17 protein-coding genes are annotated in these 16,853 nt (G+C 41.4%); 16 read left to right on the top strand and 1 reads right to left on the bottom strand.

Annotated features, from left to right (window positions below):
- Nucleotides 1–10: 10 nt before the first annotated feature.
- The 15 genes from HPK16_RS00540 to HPK16_RS00610 all read left to right on the top strand — a co-directional run bounded on the left by HPK16_RS00540 (nt 11) and on the right by HPK16_RS00610 (nt 15,848).
- Entirely contained in the window at nt 11–460 is a 450-nt protein-coding gene (locus HPK16_RS00540; protein ID WP_181675074.1) for a YiiX/YebB-like N1pC/P60 family cysteine hydrolase, read from the top strand.
- Nucleotides 461–473: 13 nt separating this feature from the next.
- Nucleotides 474–833, top strand: coding sequence for a DUF3139 domain-containing protein (locus HPK16_RS00545; protein WP_181675075.1), 360 nt, complete (start codon nt 474–476; stop codon nt 831–833).
- Between the two features lie 89 nt (nt 834–922).
- On the top strand, nt 923–1,282 hold the full coding sequence (locus tag HPK16_RS00550) for a hypothetical protein (RefSeq protein ID WP_181675076.1): 360 nt from the start codon (nt 923–925) through the stop codon (nt 1,280–1,282).
- 120 nt (nt 1,283–1,402) lie between these two features.
- Nucleotides 1,403–1,750 carry a DUF3139 domain-containing protein gene (locus HPK16_RS00555; RefSeq protein ID WP_181675077.1) on the top strand — a complete coding sequence of 116 codons (348 nt, stop codon included), beginning with the start codon at nt 1,403–1,405 and terminating at the stop codon, nt 1,748–1,750.
- A gap of 137 nt (nt 1,751–1,887) precedes the next feature.
- The gene (locus HPK16_RS00560) at nt 1,888–2,337 is read left to right on the top strand and encodes a hypothetical protein (protein ID WP_181675078.1); all 450 of its coding nucleotides are present in this window, start codon (nt 1,888–1,890) and stop codon (nt 2,335–2,337) included.
- A gap of 178 nt (nt 2,338–2,515) precedes the next feature.
- Nucleotides 2,516–2,824: a hypothetical protein gene (locus HPK16_RS00565; protein WP_181675079.1), complete on the top strand. Its 309-nt coding sequence runs from the start codon at nt 2,516–2,518 to the stop codon at nt 2,822–2,824.
- 156 nt (nt 2,825–2,980) lie between these two features.
- Nucleotides 2,981–3,553: a VanZ family protein gene (locus tag HPK16_RS00570; protein WP_181675080.1), complete on the top strand. Its 573-nt coding sequence runs from the start codon at nt 2,981–2,983 to the stop codon at nt 3,551–3,553.
- Nucleotides 3,554–3,760: 207 nt separating this feature from the next.
- Nucleotides 3,761–4,492: an MBL fold metallo-hydrolase gene (locus tag HPK16_RS00575; RefSeq protein ID WP_181675081.1), complete on the top strand. Its 732-nt coding sequence runs from the start codon at nt 3,761–3,763 to the stop codon at nt 4,490–4,492.
- Between the two features lie 14 nt (nt 4,493–4,506).
- Nucleotides 4,507–5,502, top strand: coding sequence for a lipoate--protein ligase (gene lplA, locus HPK16_RS00580; protein ID WP_181675082.1), 996 nt, complete (start codon nt 4,507–4,509; stop codon nt 5,500–5,502).
- Between the two features lie 212 nt (nt 5,503–5,714).
- Complete coding sequence (gene glgB / locus HPK16_RS00585; RefSeq protein WP_343064787.1) at nt 5,715–7,685, top strand: 1,4-alpha-glucan branching protein GlgB; 1,971 nt, start codon at nt 5,715–5,717, stop codon at nt 7,683–7,685.
- Nucleotides 7,686–7,720: 35 nt separating this feature from the next.
- Entirely contained in the window at nt 7,721–8,863 is a 1,143-nt protein-coding gene (locus HPK16_RS00590; protein ID WP_181675083.1) for a glucose-1-phosphate adenylyltransferase, read from the top strand.
- Nucleotides 8,853–10,001, top strand: a complete 1,149-nt coding sequence (gene glgD, locus HPK16_RS00595; RefSeq protein ID WP_181675084.1) for a glucose-1-phosphate adenylyltransferase subunit GlgD — start codon at nt 8,853–8,855, stop codon at nt 9,999–10,001. The genes HPK16_RS00590 and glgD overlap by 11 nt, the downstream gene beginning before the upstream one ends.
- Nucleotides 9,998–11,425 (top strand): glycogen synthase GlgA, encoded by a 1,428-nt coding sequence (glgA, locus tag HPK16_RS00600; protein WP_181675085.1) that lies wholly within the window; start codon nt 9,998–10,000, stop codon nt 11,423–11,425. Before glgD ends, glgA begins: the two co-directional genes overlap by 4 nt.
- Nucleotides 11,426–11,615: 190 nt before the next feature.
- The gene (locus HPK16_RS00605) at nt 11,616–14,021 is read left to right on the top strand and encodes a glycogen/starch/alpha-glucan phosphorylase (protein ID WP_181675086.1); all 2,406 of its coding nucleotides are present in this window, start codon (nt 11,616–11,618) and stop codon (nt 14,019–14,021) included.
- 18 nt (nt 14,022–14,039) lie between these two features.
- Nucleotides 14,040–15,848 (top strand): alpha-amylase family glycosyl hydrolase, encoded by a 1,809-nt coding sequence (locus HPK16_RS00610; protein ID WP_181675087.1) that lies wholly within the window; start codon nt 14,040–14,042, stop codon nt 15,846–15,848.
- Between the two features lie 126 nt (nt 15,849–15,974).
- On the opposite strand, the gene HPK16_RS00615 is transcribed toward HPK16_RS00610, so the two are convergent.
- On the bottom strand, nt 15,975–16,547 hold the full coding sequence (locus HPK16_RS00615) for a hypothetical protein (protein ID WP_181675088.1): 573 nt from the start codon (nt 16,545–16,547) through the stop codon (nt 15,975–15,977).
- Between the two features lie 81 nt (nt 16,548–16,628).
- Here HPK16_RS00615 and HPK16_RS00620 point away from each other — a divergent pair, with 81 nt between their 5' ends.
- Nucleotides 16,629–16,853, top strand: a complete 225-nt coding sequence (locus HPK16_RS00620) for a hypothetical protein (protein WP_181675089.1) — start codon at nt 16,629–16,631, stop codon at nt 16,851–16,853.

Raw genomic sequence — 16,853 nt, forward strand, 5'->3', positions numbered from 1 at the left:
TGGAACTTCAATGTCAGGAGTCGTTGGGCATGCTGCAATTGCGAATAGTGATAATTATATATTGGATATGCCTGGAACATCAAAAGAGTCTAAAAAAACCAATAATAGACAGCTTCCTGTAAGAGAATGGATGAGCCAATATAAGCATGGAATGATTCGAGTCTACCGATTGAAAAATCAAACATTAGCAAAAAAAATTGCAACATATGCTGATAGAAACTATTATTCAACAACAGGTAGTTCTCAAAAAAATATTAATATACCATACGCATTTAATTATCATCTATATGAGAAACCGCCAAAATCAAGCTACTGTTCAAAGATGTTTTTTCAGGCCTACTACTATGGTTCAGGTAGCGCAGCAGTTATGAAGCCTACCAGTGGATTCCTTGCACCGTTTCATTTAATTGGGAAAATAAACAAGAGCTATGCACCAACTGGTACAACGATAGATTATTAAGGGAGGAATGGCAATGAAAAAATTTGTGATAGTAATAAGTATACTTCTAATCATTCTCCTAATAGTTCTAGGTGTGTATTTATACAAGAAAGATGTTGCAGAGACTGCTATTGACACTTATATAACTAAGTATGGCATACCTAAGAATGCGATAAGGAAAGAGGCCTTTGGCTATGCACATGCTCCTCCTGGATTTGTAAAAAGAGTCTATACGGATGATACAGGAGATGAGATTCATTACAATTTCCAATATTTTTCATGGGAAAAGAAAGTTCATTTTAGTGTTTACATTGAGGGGACCGAGGTAGGAATAGATGACCCTAGAGCTAAGAAATTAAAGTACCCGCCCCCAGCTTCCATGCAAAATCAATAGTGTCGGAGTTTAAAATAAACCATAGCCTAAAAATGACACCTAGGTTCATTTTTAGGCTATGGTAGCTTATCTTTCATTGAGGTGAAATTTTGAAAAAAGTTGTGAAGATACTCGGTATAATCGTGACAATTTTCTTGGTATTTTTAGGTGTGTATCTATACAAGAAAAATGTAGCAGAAAATGCGATTGATGCTTATGTCGCGGAATATAGAATACCTCAGAGTGCAATAAGAGATGAATCTTTTGGTTATGCATATGCGCCACCGGGATTTGTAAAAATAATATATACCAAGAGCGAAGGTGATGATATCCGTTATATATTCCAATATAACTCCAAGGAAAAGAGTGTGGATTATAGTGCGTATATAAAGGGAACCGAGGTTGGCATAGACGACCCTAGGACGAAAGAACTAAAATATCAGCCGCCAGCCTCGATGCAAAATCAATAAAAGTAGGAAACATGTCATGAGAATGGCAGGAGTTTTTCTTGGACACAAAATCTACCCTCCATCTCTATTTGCGTGAATGAGGTGGGTGAAGGCATCTGACTTAAATGGGGGGCTGAAATTTTGAAAAAGCGTTCAACGGTAATAATTAGCGTTATCGTTTTTTTAATCGCATTAGCTATCGGCGCCGTCATAGTCCACCTAAATTCCAAAAATCAAGCAGAGCAAAAAATTGATACCTATGTATTAGAACAAGGTATACCATTGGATCAAATACATGAGATAAGCTATGTTTGGGATTGGAAGTTTAGTGGTGATTACATCAAACGAATAGAAGTTGAAGGTGAAAAAGAAGGAGTCGTGTACCAGTATTTTTACACGGGGAAAGGGCAACCGGTACTATTTCGTCCCTATTCTAAAGAAGAGGGTACCGAATTTGAGGTCAAATATCCGCCGAAGGATGATAATTAAGAAATATTGAAAGATAGCACCTATCTCAAATCCTGTGTGATTGGAGTAGGTGCTATTTTAAGTATACCAGTAATTATTTGGTTGCTTTCAATAATAGACTGGTGTTTTTGTGATAAACAAATTATATAGGAGATAATATGAAAAAAATATGTATTGGAATAGTGCTGGGTGTAATTTTAATTTATGTAGGAATTTCTCTCAATCAACCACAAATTCTTAAAGGAAGTAGTGAAAATTGGAGTGTACTTTACAAACCGAGAAAAGGTGATGAAGCAGACACGGAAAAATATCCATGGATGGGTGTTATAAAATGGCGGAACATGAACGATGTTAAAATGTTGAAAGTTGAACAGATGGATGGCAAGGAAGCATATCCATTATTCGACAAAGAAATGCTAGCGGTTGAAACTGGTAACTTTAATGGGAAGAAATTAATAGATAATGAAACATTTTATAATCCACCTAAAAAGGAGGATTTGGGCGATAGTACGACGTTTAAAATCACATGGGAAAAAGATAACACTATGAAATCAGAATTAGTAGTCTTACGTTGGGAGAAAAGATATTTCGTAAAACCACTGTTCTGAAGTAGAGGATTTAAATCATTAGATAATGGAGAGTTTTATCATGACGAAAAAGAAATATCGATGGTTAATTGTGATTATTTTTCTGGGCAGCTGGATAACATATTCATTGCAGCAACCAGCTATTGTATACTCAAAAGGATAATATTGGAAAGTTGTCTATAAACCAAGAGCTGCGGGAGTGACGGATTCAACAGACCATCCTTGGAGTGGTTATATAAAATGGCGCGGACTTACAGAACCAAAAGTTCTACAAGTAGATATGATGATGGATGGCGAACCTGTTAATTTCCTTGAGGAGCACAATTTGAAAAATACGAAAGATGGTAATTTTGACGGCCGGACTATCCCTGATCCTATGACGTTTTATGATGGTCCTGATATAGACGAGGTTCAAGCAATCAAGATAACTTGGGAGAAGGGTAATAAAATATATGAAGAGGTAGTTAAATTGAAAATGTATAAAATAAGCTTAATCCCGTTTTTTTGATAGGGTTTGATTGTAATATAGCATGGAGGTGAATATTTGAAAAAAAGTTCAATAATAATTAGCGTGATTGGCTTTTTATATTAAAACGGAGAAAATAAGCAATAACGATACGACTAAAGGTATAGGAACTATTAATAAATAAGGTGGCGTTAGGCTATGCTAACTGCAAAAGTTATACTTCTCATTGCGCCTATTATCTATGTATTCTTTTTGATTCGATGGATTAGGAAGAAAGAGCCGATTGAGAAAATAGTTTTTAAATCATGTATGTTTATTTATGTAACAGGTGTCGTAGGCTATACGATGTTTCCAATTATGACAAATAGCATGTTGATTGAAGATACTCGTATTTTAAGAGATGGTGCAACTGGAATTAACATCATACCTTTTGCAACTGTTTGGGATATCTATATTTATAGTGGAGATTTGGATGTTAGTCAGGCTATTTTTCAAGTTGTCGCCAATATTATTATGTTTATACCACTAGGCTGTTTGTACCCACTATGTTCAATGTATAAAGTTAGCTGGAAAAGGATGTTTTTGTTGGCGCTCACTTTGTCAATGTCTATAGAACTATTGCAATTACTGCAAAATATTCTATATCAATCCGCTTTCAAATATGTAGATATAGATGATTTGATTTGGAATGTGAGTGGTGGAATGATTGGGTACACGCTATTTCGAATATGCAAACCGCTTTTTCAAAAGTTGAATGTTTATCATTTTTGATGTATATTGAAGCAGTTATTCGGGATAGATGATTATAAGTGGACTAAACGATTTGAAATACCAACCACCAGCCTCAATGCAAAACCAATAAAAGAAGAAAACATGTCATGAAAATGGCGTGTTTTTTTCTGGGCGCAAAATCTACCCTCCACCTCTATTTTAGTGTATGATAAAAAGGTAAACTAAATCGAGAGAGGACGTGGCGGCATGAAGTTGACTGTGTTTGGTCATTGGGGTGGCTTTCCGAAAGTGGATGAGGGAACGTCGAGTTATTTATTGGAAGAGGATGGATTTAAATTATTGATTGATGTCGGTGCGAGTGCCGTTTCTATTATGCAGAATTATGTGGACCCGAACGCCATTGATGCGGCGATTATTTCGCATTATCATCCGGATCATGTGGCGGATGTTGGGATTTTGCAGCATTATCGTTTGATCGGCGGGATGAACGCGGATGTTCCTGTGTTGCCGATGTATGGGCATGACGAGGATGCGCGTGGTTTTTCTTATCTTTCGATGCCAAATGTGTCAGAGGGAATTGCGTATAATCCGAACAAGCCGCTCACAGTTGGGCCGTTTACGATCACCTTTTTAAAGACGGTGCATCCGGTAGTTTGTTATGCGATGCGGGTTGAGGCGAACGGGAAAGTATTTGTGTTCACAGCGGATTCGGCGTATCAGGAGTCGTTTGTTCCTTTCGCAACGGGCGCAGATTTGTTGATGGCGGATACGAATTTCTATAAAGACCTCGCTGGAAAAAGTCAGATTCATATGGCAAGTACGGAAGTTGGGAAATTGGCGCAGGATGCTGGCGTGAAGACATTGTTGCTATCGCATTTACCGCAGTTTGGTGAGTTGGCAACGCTAAAAGCGGAAGCGGCGTCGGCATTTGATGGACAGATTGTGTTGGCTGAAAAAGGCCTGATTATCGAGTTTTAAGGAGGACGTAAGGCGTGTATTTTATTGATAATAAGAATGTATTGGATCCGACGATAAATTTGGCGGTGGAAGAGTTTATTTTGACGGAGCTCAATTTGGACGAACCAGTGTTGCTTTTCTATATTAACCAGCCGTCGATTATTATTGGGCGGAATCAGAATACGATTGAGGAAATTAATACGGAATATGTGGCGGCAAATAACGTCAAGGTTGTGCGTCGTTTATCGGGCGGTGGCGCGGTTTATCATGATGAGGGGAATCTGAATTTCAGCTTTATTACGAAGGATGATGGGGATTCGTTCCACAACTTCGCGAAATTTACGGAGCCGATTGTGACGGCGCTTAAGAAGCAAGGTGTGAATGCGGAGTTGAAAGGACGCAATGATTTGTTGATTGACGGCTTCAAAGTGTCTGGGAATGCGCAGTTTGCAACGAAAGGCAAGATGTTTTCGCATGGGACGTTGATGCTGGATCTTAATTTGGATCATGTCGTGGCGTCGCTGAAGGTGCGCAAGGATAAGATTGAGTCGAAGGGCATTAAGTCGGTGCGTAGCCGGGTTGCGAATATTTCGGAGTTCATGGAAAACAAGATGACAACGGAGGAGTTTCGTGATTTGCTATTGCTTGATATTTTTGATGTCGAAAGTGTGGCGGATGTGAAGGAATATGTGCTCACGGAGGCAGACTGGGAGAAGATTCATGCGATTTCCGAGAAGCGTTACAATAACTGGGATTGGAATTACGGGAAGTCACCTAAGTTTAATTTGGAGCGGACGAAACGTTTTCCAGTTGGTGGTATTGACGTGCGCCTGGACGTTGTGAAAAGTGTTATTGCGGACGTTAAAATTTTCGGTGATTTCTTCGGGGTTGGCGATGTGGCGGAGATTGAGGATAAGCTTCGTGGTGTCAATTATGAGCGCCAGGCGATTGAAAATGCTTTGAAAGACGTGAAAATAAAACATTATTTTGGTAATATTACAATGGAAGATTTCTTAGATTTATTATATTAATGACTGTTTTTGAGTCTGGGCCAAGGGGCTTAGGCTCTTTGTTTTGTATGGAGACTTATTTCTCTTCTGTAAATTAGGAGAAATGTCACATATTTTACTAGTGGTATTATTTTCAAAAAGAGAAGAAATCTGGTATATTAGAGGTAAGGAAATAATGTTTGACACTTTCCGATTTACTTCATAATGAACGCGACAGAATGATTTTTTGTTTTGTGAAAGAGAAAAAACAGATTATTCAAAAAGGGTGTGATGAAGTGAGCAATAAATTGCAGATCGGTACCATGTCAGAAGCGGATACATATTTATTTAATACGGGGAATCATTTTCAGAGTTATCAGCAACTGGGATGTCAATTTGCAGTGGATATGAATGGTAAGGAAGGGTTCTCGTTTCGTGTTTGGGCTCCTAAGGCTAGGGGAATTGCCATTGTCGGTGATTTTTGTGATTGGGATGCTGGGATGAAATTGAGGAAAATTGGTGAGACTGGGATTTGGCAAGGATTTTCGGCAGATGCGAAGCCGGGGCAGCATTACAAGGTTCTGGTGGAGGATGCGAATGGGAACAAGAAGTTAAAGATGGACCCATATGCGTTGGCGTTTGAGACGAGGCCAAAAGATGCAGCGGTTGTGACGAAATTACCGGATTTTAAGTGGTCGGATGGTCGCTGGATGGCGAAGCGAAAACGCAAAAATGTGTATCAGGCGCCACTTAATATTTACGAGGTTCATGCAGGTTCTTGGCGGAAACCAAAGGATGGTGATGCGGAATTTTATACGTTTGCGGAACTTGCGGAGACGTTGATTCCTTATGTGGCGGAGATGGGTTTTACGCATATTGAGTTTATGCCGCTCATGGAACACCCGCTGGACGCGTCTTGGGGCTATCAGATTACGGGATATTATGCGTTGTCGGCGCGTTACGGGAGCTTGGAAGATTTCATGGGCTTTGTGGATGCGTGCCATGCCGCGAATATTGGCGTGATTATGGACTGGGTGCCGGGACATTTTTGCCGGAATGATAATGCGTTGTCGTATTTTGATGGGACGCCGCAATTTGAGTATTGGAAGTCGTTTCAGGCGGATAATGTGCGCTGGGGAACGCTTAATTTTGACTTATCTAAGGCTGAGGTGCATAGTTTTTTGATTTCGAATGCGCTGTTTTGGATTGGGATGTGTCATTTGGATGGTTTGCGGGTCGATGCGGTGTCTGCCATGATTTATTTGGATTATGACGATGGGTATTGGGAAGCAAATGAGGATGGCAGCAACGTGAATAAGGCTGGTGTCGATTTTGTGCAAAAGTTAAACACGGAGGTTTTTAAGCGGTATCCGGATATGTTGATGATTGCGGAAGAAAGTACGGCTTATCCTGGTGTGACGATGCCGGTGGACGCGAATGGGCTTGGTTTTAATTATAAGTGGAATATGGGCTGGATGAACGATATTTTGAAATTTTTCGAGATGGACCCGCTGTTTCGCAAGGATTATTTTAACCTCGTGACGTTTTCGTTTATGTATATGTATAAGGAGAATTATATTTTGGCGCTGTCGCATGATGAAGTGGTGCATGGCAAGAAGTCGATGATGCACAAAATGCCGGGCGATCGGTACAACCAGTTTGCGGGACTCCGAACATTGGAGGCATTTTTGATGACGCATCCTGGTAAAAAATTGAATTTTATGGGCAACGAGACGGGTCAGTTTTTGGAGTGGAAGTTTGCGGAAGAGCTGGAATGGGCGGATTTGGAGCAGGATTTAAATCACCAGTATCAGTTTTTTGTGCGGACGTTAAATGAGCTTTATGTGGAGCATCGGGCGTTGTTTGAGTTGGATCATGATCCTGCTGGAATGGCGATTTTGGATGCGGATAATCGGGATGAATCGTTATTAACGTTTATTCGCCAAGGTGCGAAGCCGCGCGATTTCCTAGTTGTGGCGTGTAATTTTGTGCCAGTGGAAAGACAGCGGGTGCGGATTGGCGTGCCATATGAAGGAGTTTATGAGGAGTTGCTGAATACGGAGTCGCACGATTTTGGCGGGACGTGGAATGTGGCTCAGCCCGAAATGCGCACGAGTCATCAAGGATATAACGGGCAACCGTATAGTATTGAAGTTATAATGCCAGCAATGAGTGTACTGATTGTAAAACCGAAACGGATAAAAGGATATAAAAAAGGGCGGTGAGAGGGACTCGCTTTCGTTAGCGGTCCCAGATAATTATGAAAAATGACATGATTGCAATGATTTTAGCAGGTGGACAAGGTTCGAGACTAGGCGATTTAACGAAAACAATGGCAAAACCAGCCGTTTCGTTTGGCGGGAAATATCGGATTATAGATTTTTCGCTGAGTAATTGTTCGAATTCGGGGATTGATACGGTTGGTGTCGTAACGCAGTACCAGCCACTCGAGTTGAATGATCATATTGGAGACGGGTCTTATTTTGATCTGGATTATAAAAATGGTGGCGTGACGATTTTGCAACCGCATCTTAGTTTGGAAGGCGAGAAGTGGTTTAAGGGAACGGCGCACGCGATTCATCAAAATGTGGGCTTTATCGATAGTCATGATCCGGAATATGTGTTGATTTTATCCGGGGACCATATTTATAAAATGGATTATGAGAAAATGCTCGATTATCATAAGGCAAAAAATGCGGCGTTGACGGTGGCTGTTATCGAGGTGCCGATGGAAGAGGCGTCGCGGTTCGGAATTATGAACGTGGATAATACGGAGCGGATTATTGAGTTTGACGAAAAACCTGCTGAGCCAAAGAGTAATTTGGCATCGATGGGGATTTATATATTTAAGTGGAGCCTGTTGAAGCAGTATTTGAAAGATGCGCAGTCTAAAAACATTGATATGAGCGACTTTGGAAAAAATATCGTGCCATCGTATTTGAATAACGGCGAGCATATTTTTGCGTACCGTTTTTCGGGTTATTGGAAAGATGTTGGGACGATTTCGAGTTTGTGGGAGGCAAATATGGAGTTCATTAATCCTTGCCACGAGTTGAATATTCGGGACCGGGAATGGCGAATTTATTCGAAAAACCCGATTGCGCCGCCGCAACATATTACGAAGCAAGCGGATGTGAAAAATGCGCTGATTGTGGATGGCTGTTTTATTAATGGCCGGGTGAAGCATTCGATTCTATCTCAGAACGTGAAGGTTGGCGAGAATAGCGTGATTGAGGATAGTGTTATCATGCCGAACTCGGTTATCGGAAATAATGTTGTGCTAAAACGCGCGATTGTCGGCGAAAATGCGGTTATTGCGGATAATGTGGAAATTATAGGTGAGGACGAGATTGAAGTCGTTGGTCACCATGAAATGATAGGAGTGTCGGAAGATGAAGGCTAATAAAATTTGTGGGATTTTAAATTTATCGGAATGTAAAGCGGGATTACAGCCTTTGACGAAAAACCGGCCTCTTGCGGCGATGCCGTTCGCGTGTCGTTATCGCTTGATTGATTTTCCGTTGTCGAACATGACGAATGCTGGTATTAATACGATTGCAATGTTTTTGAATGAGAATAATCGCTCGTTATTTGACCATATTCGGAGTGGTAAGGAATGGGATTTGAACACGATGTACGGCGGATTGTTCGTGTTTGATGAGCGTAATGCAGATGATTTTTCACAGGAGAATTATGATAATAGTTTGAACTTCTTGACGAAATCGGCGACGGAATATGTGGTTATTATGGGAAGCAAGATGATTTGTAATATCGATTTGAAAAGCGTTTTACAACATCACAAGCAACAAGATGCGGATGTAACAGTCGTTTATAAGAAAATAACGGCGCCAATCGAGGCGGGGGATCATGAGAACTTGATGACGCTTGATCTTACTCCAGAAGGCAAAATTTTGGAGAATACGATGGTGGAGAAATCGGAGCAGGTGTCAAAGAGCAGTGCGCTTAATCTGGAAATTTACTTGTTGAAGCAAGAATTATTGCTGAAATTATTGGCTAATTATCGCGAAACGGGGCGTGACTTTTCGCTTGATGCGGTAATGAAACTCGCGGTGGAACATACGAATGCGAGTGGTTTTGAGCATACTGGGTATTTGCGCCAAATTTATTCGGTGAACTCGTATTTTGAAGGGAATTTTGATATGTTGGAAGATCAGAATTTATCGGCGTTGTTCCAAGAAAACCAGAAAATCCACACGAAGGCGAAGAACGAGGTTCCGACTTTTTACGCGGAGAATTCGGATATTAAGGATTGCTTAGTTGCGAATGGTTGCTTGTTGCGCGGGGCGGCGGAGCATTCGCTGATATTCCGGAACGTGGTGTTAGAAGAGGACGCGAGCGTGAGAAATTCGATGATTATGCAAGGTGCGAAAGTTGGTGCTGGTGCGCGATTGGAGTATGTGATTGCGGATAAGAAGAGCGTGATTGCGCCGGGGGTCGAGTTGATTGGTACGCGTGATAACCCGATTGTCGTGAAAAAGGATGAACAGATTGAGACGAGCAGAGGGGCGGAAGTCGGATGAAAGTCTTATTTGCAGCAGCGGAGGTCTTTCCGTTTGTGAAAGTGGGTGGCTTGGCGGATGTGGCGTATGCATTGCCGAAAGAGTTGGTGAAGCAGGGTGTGGATATTCGCGTGGTATTACCGTTTCACACGAAGATGGCGCAGGAATTTAAGGATGAGATGGTCGACGTGACGCAGTTTACGGTGGACGTTGGTTGGCGCCAGCAGTTTTGTGGTGTGAAGACGCTTGTGCGTGACGGTGTGACGTTTTACTTTATTGATAACTTGTATTACTTTGACCGCCCGAATGTGTATGGGGATTATGATGATGCGGAGCGTTATGCATTTTTCTCGATGGCAGTCTGTGAGATGATGGAGAAAATTGATTTTATCCCGGATTGGTTGCACGTGAACGATTGGCATACGGGGATTGTTCCGTTGCTCCTTCGGGATAAGTATCACTGGATTGAGGCGTATCAAGGGATTCGGACGGTGCTTACGATTCATAATTTACAGTTCCAGGGGATTTATTCGCCGCGTGTGTTGGAGGAATTGCTTGGGATTGGGATGCAGACGTGGCATGAGGACGGGATTAAGTACTATGACGATGTGAACTTTATGAAGGGCGCGATTCAGTTTGCGGACCGGATTACGACGGTGAGTCCGAGTTATGCCGAGGAGATTCAGACGCCGCTTTATGGGGAGCGATTGGACGGCTTGCTTCGTGCGAATGCCTGGAAATTGACGGGGATTCTGAACGGAATTGATCAGGAGTTGAATGATCCTGCGAGTGACCCGCTGATTCCGAATCACTTTAGCCAGGCGGATATGTCTGGCAAAGCGGCGAATAAGGCGGCAATGCAGAAACGACTTGGGTTGCCGGTTCGTGCGGATGTGCCACTAATCATTATGGTATCGCGATTGACGCATCAAAAAGGATGCCATCTGGTTGAGGAAAGTCTAGATGCGTTACTCCAAAAGGATATCCAAATCGCGATTCTCGGCAAAGGTGAAGTTGGTTTTGAGGATTCGTATCGCTTTTTCGAGCATGTGTACCCTGAAAAAATGTCGGCAAATATTGATTTTGATATCGGTTTTGCGCAGCAACTTTATGCGGCGGGAGACATGTTATTGATGCCGTCTTGGTTTGAGCCATGCGGGATTGCGCAGTTGATTGCAATGCGTTATGGAACGCTTCCTGTTGTTCATGAAACAGGTGGTTTGAAAGATACGGTACAACCTTTTAATCAGTATACGCAAGAAGGAACTGGTTTTAGTTTTCACAATTATGAGGCTGGTGTTTTCAAATCTATTTTGGAATCGGCAATCGCGCTATATGAGACGCAACCTGCTGTCTGGCAACAACTTGTGACGCAAGCGATGGACAAGGATTTCAGTTGGAAAGTTTCAGCAGAAAAGTATAAGGGTATTTACGAGGAACACTGATCAAGCACGGCGACAAACGATCATCTCCGTCGTTAAAAGCTCCGTTCCAGTGCTCACATACCTTAGTATGCTCCGCGCTGGTACTCGCTTTTGCCTAGGATCTAATCAATTGTCGCCGCGCTTGTGGTTTGGCGGAAACGCATCGTTTTTTAAGTCAGAAACCGGTTAAGCCCGATAAGGAGGAATCATATTGGAAATTAGTAAGGAGCATTTTAAAAAAGAATATAGTCGTGCATTGACGAGTCTTTATGCCTCTGAAATCCAGGATTTAACGCCGCTAGAGCAGTACATCACATTGGGAAGTGTGGTCAAGGAATACGCTTCTCAAAATTGGATGCAGACGAAAAAGAAAAATCAGCAGAGTCAAGCAAAACAAGTTTACTATTTTTCGATTGAGTTTCTACCTGGTAAGCTATTAAAAAGTAATTTATTGAACTTAGGAATACTGGATACGGTTCGAGAAGGTCTTGCTGAGCTAGGAGTTGATTTTGCTAGTTTAGAGGCAGCTGCCGCTGATCCGGGACTTGGAAATGGCGGGCTTGGAAGATTAGCTTCCTGTTTCCTGGATTCTATGGCGACATGTGATATACCAGGAAACGGAAATGGTATTCGCTACCGTTACGGTTTATTTAAGCAGAAATTTGTCAATGGATTTCAAGTAGAACTACCGGATGATTGGTTGAGACACGCGGATGTGTGGGAAACACGGCGTGAAAATAAGGCAGAACTTGTACGCTTTTTCGGGGATGTCCATTTGGAAGAGGATGAGGAAGGAGTTATTAAAGTTTCTTATTCAAATACAGAGGATATTCTAGCTGTGCCTTATGATACGGGGATACTTGGATATGAAAATGACACGGTGAATAATTTGCGGCTGTGGTCGGCTGAGATTCCAACGAACGCAGAGTTAGAGTATTATCCAGAGGAACGTAGGAAGTCTATCCATAGTATTTCTGAAATGCTTTATCCCGATGATTCAAGTTATGACGGCAGACTGTTGCGCTTGAAGCAGGAATACTTTTTTGTGTCGGCGGGTGTACAGAGTATTATTAGATATTATCGGAGGTTAGGCGTCCCTATAGAACACTTGGCGGAGAAGGTCTCGATTCATATTAACGATACCCACCCAACGATGTGTATCCCTGAGTTAATGCGGATTTTGCTTGATGAAGAAGGCTTAAGTTGGGATGCAGCATGGACGATTACGATGAAAACATGCTCCTATACGAACCATACCATTTTGGCGGAAGCACTAGAGAAGTGGCCGGAACGAATGCTGTCTAATTTAGTACCGCGGATCTATCAGATTATTTGTGAGATTAATCGTAGGCATTTGGAGAGTATGACGGTGCTTTACGGAGCAGACTTTACGCAACGGACAGCGATTATTCAAGATGGTGTTATTCATATGGCGAATTTGGCGATTATTGGTAGTCATAGTGTTAATGGGGTAGCTAAATTGCACACGGATATTCTGAAGGAGAAGGCGCTGCATGATTTTTATTTGGCCTATCCTGCTCGTTTTAATAATAAGACAAATGGCATTACGCATCGTCGTTGGTTGCTTCTGAGTAACGAAGGGCTGAGTGATTTAATCAGTGACTACATTGGCACGGAATGGAAGAAAAAGCCGAATGAACTTTACTTACTGAAAGCGTTCAAGGAGGACACCATTTTACTGGAAAAATTAGAACAGGTCAAATTGGCGAATAAGGAGCGTTTTGCGGCGTATGTGAAGGAAGAAATGGGTATTGAGATTGATCCAAATGCGGTTTTTGATGTTCAAATCAAGCGTCTGCATGCGTATAAACGCCAACTCCTGAATGTGCTTCATATCATATCATTGTACTTGAAGTTGAAGGAAACGAATGTCGAGGAAGAGATGGTTCCGCGTGTCTTTATTTTTGGGGCGAAGGCAGCACCGAGTTACTCTTACGCGAAGGAAATTATTAAGTTGATTAACGCGGTGGCGGACTTGATTAATAATGATGCGACGATTGATGATAAAATCAAAGTTATATTCGTGGAAAACTATGGCGTGACATTGGCTGAGAAAATTATTCCAGCAGCTGACATCAGTGAGCAGATTTCGCTTGTGACGAAAGAAGCTTCAGGAACGAGTAATATGAAATTGATGCTAAATGGTGCTGTTACGCTTGCGACACTGGACGGGGCAAACGTGGAAATTCACGATAAAGTTGGCGATGAGAATATGTTGCTATTTGGAATGCAGGATAAGGAATTATATCATTTTTATGACTCTAATTCGTATCATTCGCAGGAAATTTATGATCATAACCCACGATTGAAACGTTGTCTGGATGCACTTGTGGATGGAACAATTCCAAATATTGAGGCAGAAGGACGCGAGATTTTTGATTCGCTTTTGAAGTACAATGATGAATATTTCGTGTTGAAGGATTATGATTCGTATGTGCAGGCGCAGTCGCGAATCGATGGTTTGTACCGTGATCGTAAGAAATGGAATCAAATGTCGCTTATGAATATTGCGAATGCTGGCGAGTTTTCGTCGGACTATACGATTATGCATTATGCTGATGAAATTTGGAATGTGAATCACAATAAAAATCTGTAACGAGAGGGAGTTTAGCCAGTGGCAAAAGTAGTTTTTTTTGATTCATGGAATGAGCTTTATAAACGACCTTTTGGCGCAGTTAATGCGAGCGCGACGATTGATTTTCGAATCGATGTCGCGCTTCCTTATGTGTGCACAGTGGAACTTAAAATTCATAAAGATGGTATGGAAGAGCAGAGTTTTGAGATGAAACACACAGATGGAAATGCTTATGAAGTTTCTTTCAAGCCGTATGCAGCAACTGGGCTTTATTTTTATTATTTCAAAATTCAACAGAATTTTGACACGCAGTCGCGAACGACGTACTATTTTAATAATAATGGTCTGCACGGTGGGGAAGGCTTTTTCACGGAAAATTATCAGGATCTTCGTACGTATCAATTGACGTGTTTCGAGTACGCGGACAAGGCACCCGAGTGGTATCAGGACGCGGTTTTCTATCACATTTTTGTGGATCGATTTTTCAATGCAGACGATCATGTGCGTTCGCCGAAGCCAGATTCGTTTATTTATGCGAGGTCGGAGGACACGCCTTATTATATTAAAAATGCGCAAGGTGAGATTGTGCGCTGGGAGTTCTTCGGCGGGAATTTGGACGGGATTACACAGAAATTGACATATTTGAAGGAGCTGGGGATTTCGGGGCTTTATTTGAGTCCGATTTTTGAAGCGAAGAGTAATCATAAATATGACACGTCCGATTATAAAAAAATTGATCCAATGTTTGGCGATGAATCGATTTTAGCGGAGTTGATTCAAAAAGCTGATGAAATGGGGATGCGGGTCATCTTGGACGGCGTTTTCAATCATGTCGGTGAGGATAGTGTGTATTTTAATCGGTACGGGAATTTTGACTCGGTTGGTGCGTATCAAAGTGTCGACTCGCCGTATCATTCATGGTTTACGTTTCATCATTTTCCGGATCAATATGATGCTTGGTGGGGAGTCAGTAATTTGCCTGTCGTGAACAAGCAGGATGCCGATTTTCAACGGTTGATTTACGGGGCTGAGGATAGCGTCATTGATTATTGGACATCGCGCGGGATCGCTGGTTGGCGGTTGGATGTCGCAGATGAACTGCCAGACGCTTTTATCGGGGGGATTCGCCAGACGTTGATGAAGTATCCAGATCGCGTGTTGATCGGGGAAGTGTGGGAAGATGCCACGAACAAAATTGCCTACAATAAGCGGCGTCATTATTTAGAAGGTGGCATGTTGCAAGGCGTGATGAATTACCCGTTCCGCCAAATTATTATCGATGTCATAAATGGCAGTTTGACGGCCCAGCAAGCGGCTCAAAAAATGATGGCGATAAAAGAGAATTATCCAATTGAGGCGCTTCAGGCGAATTTGAATAATATTGGGACGCATGATACGGCGCGAATTCTTACGATGCTATCGGAGGATAAAGCGAAGTTGCGTTTGGCGATTTACTTGTTGATTGTGTTGCCAGGTGTACCGTGTATCTATTACGGCGATGAGGCGGGACTTACGGGCGGAGCTGATCCTGATAATCGTAAATTTTATCCGTGGGGACGTGAGGACGCGGAGATTAACGACTTTTTCCGCGAAGCTATCAAACTGCGAAATCAAAATGAGCCACTACGAAAAGGGAGATATCATCCTTTTTCTCTCGGTCAAGTATTCGGCGTGATTCGTTATATTGATGAGGATAACTGGCACATTTTTGTAATGAATCCAACTGGGCAGGAGCAGAAAATCAGTGCAGAAACGATTTATCCAGATCGCGACGACTGGCTACCTGTTTTGGAAGCTGCGAATATTCATGGAAAAACAATCGAACCATTTGGATTTTTCTTCGTTTAAACGAAGAAAAAATGCAGCAGCGGCTCTTATTAGAGTATACAAAAAACACCTAAAGATGTCGCTTCTTTTTGAAGTGTACAACTTATAGGTGTTTTTTGTATGTTCTTTAATAACTCTTCCCCTGTATTACTTTGGACTGTAATACTTGTTGATTTGGAAATTTGAGTAAGCCAATTTTGTTCTTGCGCTGTTACTATAGACTTGATATTCTGTTTTTATATACGTATTAACTGCATCTTTAGCATAGAATTTTTTTGTTACAATCCAATAATTTGGAGCTTTATATGTTATCAATTTTGCGGTCATACTACCTATGATAGCTCCTACAGCTCCTGTTGCAAAAGCATTAGCAATTTTCCCGCCCACGGTTGCTGTCATACCGCCAACAAGTGCAAGTCTACCATAATAATCTACTTTATTAGCAAGCACATTATTGTTGTAAGTCGTTGTTCCTACTTGCTTCCAACTCATTACAGGACCAACTGGTAATGCAACTCTTAGAAGTCGCGAAGGATTCTCTACTTTTGGCTGCGGAAATTCGAATGCTATTTCGAAAGGAGAATCAATAATGTTTTCTTCTAAAATAACATTATCAATTGCTTCTTCGCCAATAAATTCTGTAGATTCAGCATGAACATTGGGTAAACTCACAGGTAAGATTAAAGTTGCCGTTAATAAGATACTTAAAGTTTTTTTCATAGGTTTATTCTCTCCTTTTTTTATGTTATGATTTAATTATATACTAAATCAATAAAAAATAATAAGGGGATTTTATTTATTATGAATTATACGAAAATTCTATACGGTATTTTGATCGCCGGACTTTTACTTTTATTAATTATTGGAGGAATATATGCAGCTTTTATCGGATTAGGTTTTGTTTATATTATTGCTATTTTAGATGATTTACTTGGTCGGAAGTTCAGTGGGAAAAAACTCCTCACTAAAACAATGTTTTTAATTTTGGGGTTGCTCTTTTTATACTTTGCTTTACGTTTCCTGTAA

Origin of the sequence: Paenilisteria rustica (genome assembly GCF_013820765.1) — a bacterium.
Classification (GTDB): Bacteria; Bacillota; Bacilli; order Lactobacillales; family Listeriaceae; genus Listeria_A; species Listeria_A rustica.